3 protein-coding genes are annotated in these 4,290 nt (G+C 73.2%); 1 reads left to right on the forward strand and 2 read right to left on the reverse strand.

All coding sequences use genetic code 11. The features are described from left to right. Positions 1–558: 558 nt before the first annotated feature. Together HFP89_RS05250 and HFP89_RS05255 are read right to left on the reverse strand one after the other, a co-directional pair. The gene (locus HFP89_RS05250) at positions 559–1,332 is read right to left on the reverse strand and encodes a creatininase family protein (protein WP_168716598.1); all 774 of its coding nucleotides are present in this window, start codon (positions 1,330–1,332) and stop codon (positions 559–561) included. Positions 1,333–1,337: 5 nt separating this feature from the next. After that, positions 1,338–2,090 (reverse strand): FkbM family methyltransferase, encoded by a 753-nt coding sequence (locus tag HFP89_RS05255; RefSeq protein ID WP_346775191.1) that lies wholly within the window; start codon positions 2,088–2,090, stop codon positions 1,338–1,340. 102 nt (positions 2,091–2,192) lie between these two features. On the opposite strand from HFP89_RS05255, the gene HFP89_RS05260 reads away from it, so the two are divergent. Further along, positions 2,193–3,785, forward strand: a complete 1,593-nt coding sequence (locus HFP89_RS05260) for a sulfatase-like hydrolase/transferase (RefSeq protein WP_168716599.1) — start codon at positions 2,193–2,195, stop codon at positions 3,783–3,785. Positions 3,786–4,290: the final 505 nt, after the last annotated feature.

Raw genomic sequence — 4,290 nt, forward strand, 5'->3', positions numbered from 1 at the left:
GGTTCCGGCCTTCGCGAGCAAGCTCGCTCCCACAAGCATCGCCTTCGGTCGGCAGCGGTGGATTGCCGCTGAAGCGAAGCGCTGGCGCCGGATCGGAGGTCTTCTGTTGGAGGCCGCTTGCGGGCGAAGGGTGGCCCGGCCGGTTCGCGAGCAAGCTCCCTCCAACAGGCGAAGCGAGCGGAACGCCGGATCGAAGGCCTGTTGGAGGCCGCTTGCGGGCGAAGGGTGGTCGGTTCCGGCCTTCGCGAGCAAGCTCGCTCCCACAAGCATCGCCTTCGGTCGGCAGCGGTGGATTGCCGCTGAAGCGAAGCGCCGGCGCCGGATCGGAGGCCTGTTGGAGGCCGCTCGCCGGCGAAGGGTGGCCCGGCCGGTTCGCGAGCAAGCTCCCTCCAACAGGCGAAGCGAGCGGAACGCCGGATCGGAGGTCTGTTGGAGGCCGCTTGCGGGCGAAGGGTGATCGGGCCGGTTCGCGAGCAAGCTCCCTCCAACAGGCGAAGCGAGCGGAACGCCGGATCGAAGGCCTGTTGGAGGCCGCTTGCGGGCGAAGGGTGGCCGGGCCTACAGCCCCGGCAACCGCGCGGTCTCGACCAGCACCCGGGCGATCCGCTCGGCATAGAAGTCGGCCAGCGCCGCACCCGCCTCGGCCGTGCCGAGGCGGGCATCGCCGATCACGCCGGCCTCGTTCAGGTCCTCGGCCAGCCAGGCCCAGCTCGCCGGCCCTTCGGCATCGACCGGCCCGCACCGGTCACCCGCACCCTTCATCGGAAACCCATCGAGCCGGTTCTCGCGTACGCTGCCGGGCGCCAGTTCGCGCATCAGCGCCGTTTCCAGCGCCCCGCCGTGGAACCCGTGCGCCCGCTCCTCGGCCGGAAACGCCACCGGCGGCGGACCGAGGCGGGTGTAGGTGCACTTGACGACCCGCAGGCCATGATCGCGCCGGAGCGCCAGTGCGGCCAGGTCCATCGGGGCACGGTTGCCGCCGTGGCCGTTGACCCAGACCAGCCGGTCGATCCCGGTCCGCGCGAGATCGCCGCCGAGCGTGACCAGCGTATCGATCAGCGCCCGGCCGTCGAGGCCCAGCGTGCCCGGAAACGACTTGTGCTCGTCGCTGGCGCCGAAGACCAGCGGCGGCAGCACCAGCACCTCCGGCCCGCCGTCCAGCCGGTCCAGCGCCCGGGCCAGCAGGCCCTCGGCAATGCGCGTGTCGGTATCCAGCGGCAGGTGCGGCCCGTGCTGCTCGATCGCGCCCAGGGCCTGCACCGCCACCGCGCCCGGGCGCGCGATCGCGGCCAGTTCCTCGGTGGTCAGCGACGGCCAGCGATGGATGCCCATGGCGTTCAGTCTGCCCGATCGCGCAGGCGCGCGTACAGGTCCCCCGACGCGATGCCGCCCGCGCCGGCGTCGAGCCACTCCAGCACCTCGCCGGGCCGCCGCCACGCCGGCCACTGGAATCGCCGCTGCTCGCCGGCCACCGCGTTGAACTCGTAGTCGCCCAGGATCTGCAGGCGCTGGACGCAGCGCCGGGCGACGTCCAGCGCGCCCTGCACGAACTCCACCGAAAGCGCCGGCAGCGGCTGGCCGAGCCCGGCCAGCACCCGGTCCTCGCAGCCCTCGACGTCGATCTTGCAGAAGTCGGGCCGGCCGTGGCGCTCGATCAGCCGATCCAGCGTGGTCAGCTCGATCGTCTGGCGGCGATCCCACGCCACGCCGGAGAAGCCGGCGTTGCGCTCGGCCAGGTCGCGCGGCCATTCGCGGTTGAGCGTCGACACGGTCGGATGGGCCCGGCTGACCTGCAGCTCGGCCCGGCCGGGCTCGGCGTCCAGCCCGCAGCGCTCGACGACCACGCCGTGCCGGCTCAGGGTGCGCTCCAGCCAGTCGGCGAAGCGGTCCTGGGGTTCGACCGCCACGACCCGCGCACCGAGCGCGGCAAATGCCCGGCTCCGGTCGCCGACGTGGGCGCCGACGTCGAACACGCAGCCGCCCGACGGCACGAACGGCGCGTACATTCGCCGCAGGCCGCGCTGCCGGCCCGGCCGGCGATAGACGGCCAGGGACCGCAGGAAGCCGAAGCTCGCCGCAAGGTCCCTCACCGCGGCCGCCTCGGCTGGCGGGGCCCGATTCCGGTTCGATGGTTCGGTGGCATGCACGGCATGCCGACACAATAGGCGCCCGAACGACGACGCGCGTGAAGAATGCCGACCGATCGACCACTGCCCGCCGACCACGACGCGCCCGCACCGTCGCCCGCTCGCGCGACGGCCGGCCTGCTCGGCGCCGGGCTGCTGCTGAACCTGCTCTGGCTGGGCCCGGACGCGGCCGACCCGCGAACCGACGCAGCGCTGCGCGTGGTCCCGGAGGCCTGGCTGCTGGTCGGCCTGTTCGCGCTGCTGCCCGCCGGCCGGACAGTCACCGGGCTGCGCTGGGCCGCCGCGGTCGGGGCCACCCTGCTGCTGGCCGCGACGTTCGGAAACGTCGCCGTCGAGATCGCGCTGGGCCGCAGCCTGACGCTGCCCGGCGACATCGGGTTGCTGGTCAACGGCTATAACCTGCTCGACGGCCAGTTCGGCGCGGTCGCGGCGCTCGGCGCGGCGCTGCTGGCCGCTGTCCTGGCGCTGGCGCTCTCGTTCGGCGTCACCCGGCTGCTTGCTCCGCGCGAGCCGCGCCGGCCGGCGATCGCGCTGACCGGTGTCGCGGCCGGACTGCTGGCCCTTCACGCCGCGGCACCGCTTTCGACCGTCACCCCGCACGCCTGGGCCGCCGCCCGACTGCAGGTCGACAGCGCACTCGTACAGCGCCGGGCGCTCGAGCAGCTGCGCGCCGAACTCGATCGGCAGCCCGGGCCGACCGCGCTGCCCGGACTGGCCGATGGCGACGTCTGGCTGGTCTGGATCGAATCCTATGCGGCCTCCGCGAACCGGGCGCCGGCGGTCGCCGGTGTTCTCGATCGACATTCGGACCGGCTGAGCGACGCCGGTTTCGTCGTGGCCAGCGGCCTGCTCGAAGCGCCGATCCGCGGCGGCCAGTCCTGGCTGTCGCACGCTACGCTGCTGGCCGGGCTCGACATCAGCGACCAGACCCGCTACCGAACCCTGCTGGAGCACCACACGTCCACGCTCGCGCATGACTTCGCCGCCACCGGCCACGCCACGGCGGCGGTCATGCCGGCGATCCTCGAGAACTGGCCCGAAGGCGAGCGGCTCGGCTTCGAGCACCGGTTCGACGCCGCCGCGCTCGACTACCGAGGCCCCGGCCTCGGCTGGGTGACCATGCCCGACGAGTTCACGCTGGATCGCGCGGCCCGGACCGTCCGGCCACGGCTGGACGGCCCGACCTTCATCCAGGTCGCCCTGATCAGCTCGCATGCCCCGTGGCAGCCGGTACTACCGCTGCTCGGCCCCGACACCCCGCTGGACGACGGCCGCGCCTTCGCGCCCTTCGCCGGCCGGGCGCCCGGCCCGGGCGCGATGCACGAGCCGGTCGAGCGGCTGCGCCAGCGCTACCACGACGCGCTGGCCTATTCGCTGGACGCCGCGTTCGGCTGGGCCGCGGAAACCCTCGGACCGGACGACCTGCTGCTGATCGTCGGCGACCATCCCCCCGCACCGCTGATCGCCGCCGATCCGGCCGACGCGCGCGTTCCCGTTCACGTGCTGTCACGCGATCCCGCGCTCGTCGATGTCCTCGCCCCGCTCGCGCCCGCTCCCGGTCTCGAGCCCGACCTGCAGCGCGCGAGCGTCCCGATGCATGCGGTGCGCAAGCGGCTGCATGCCGCGTTCGACTTGTAGGCGCCGGATCGATGGCCTGTTGGAGGCCGCTTGCGGGCGAAGGGTGGCCCGGCCGGTTCGCGAGCAAGCTCCCTCCAACAGGCGAATTCATCGCCGGCGCCGGACCGAAGGTCTGTCGGAGGCTGCTTGCGGGCGAAGGGTGGCCCGGCCGGTTCGCGAGCAAGCTCCCTCCAACAGGCGAAGCGAGCGCCGGCGCCGGATCGATGGCCTGTTGGAGGCCGCTTGCGGGCGAAGGGTGGCCCGGCCGGTTCGCGAGCAAGCTCCCTCCAACAGGCGAAGCGAGCGGAACGCCGGATCGGAGGTCTGTTGGAGGCCGCTTGCGGGCGAAGGGCGGTCAGGGCAGTTCGCGAGCAAGCTCCCTCCAACAGGAAAATCAGCGCCGGCGCCGGATCGAAGGTCTGTTGGAGGCCGCTTGCGGGCGAAGGGTGGCCCGGCCGGTTCGCGAGCAAGCTCCCTCCAACAGGCGAAGCGAGCGCCGGCGCCGGATCGATGGCCTGTTGGAGGC

Origin of the sequence: Wenzhouxiangella sp. XN79A, from assembly GCF_012272825.1 — a bacterium.
Classification (GTDB): Bacteria; Pseudomonadota; Gammaproteobacteria; order Xanthomonadales; family Wenzhouxiangellaceae.

Coding starts and splice junctions, on each gene's coding strand:
- HFP89_RS05260 (WP_168716599.1), top strand. CDS start 2,193: ATGCCGACCGATCGACCACTGCCCGCCGACCACGACGCGCCCGCACCG.
- HFP89_RS05250 (WP_168716598.1), bottom strand. CDS start 1,332: ATGGGCATCCATCGCTGGCCGTCGCTGACCACCGAGGAACTGGCCGCG.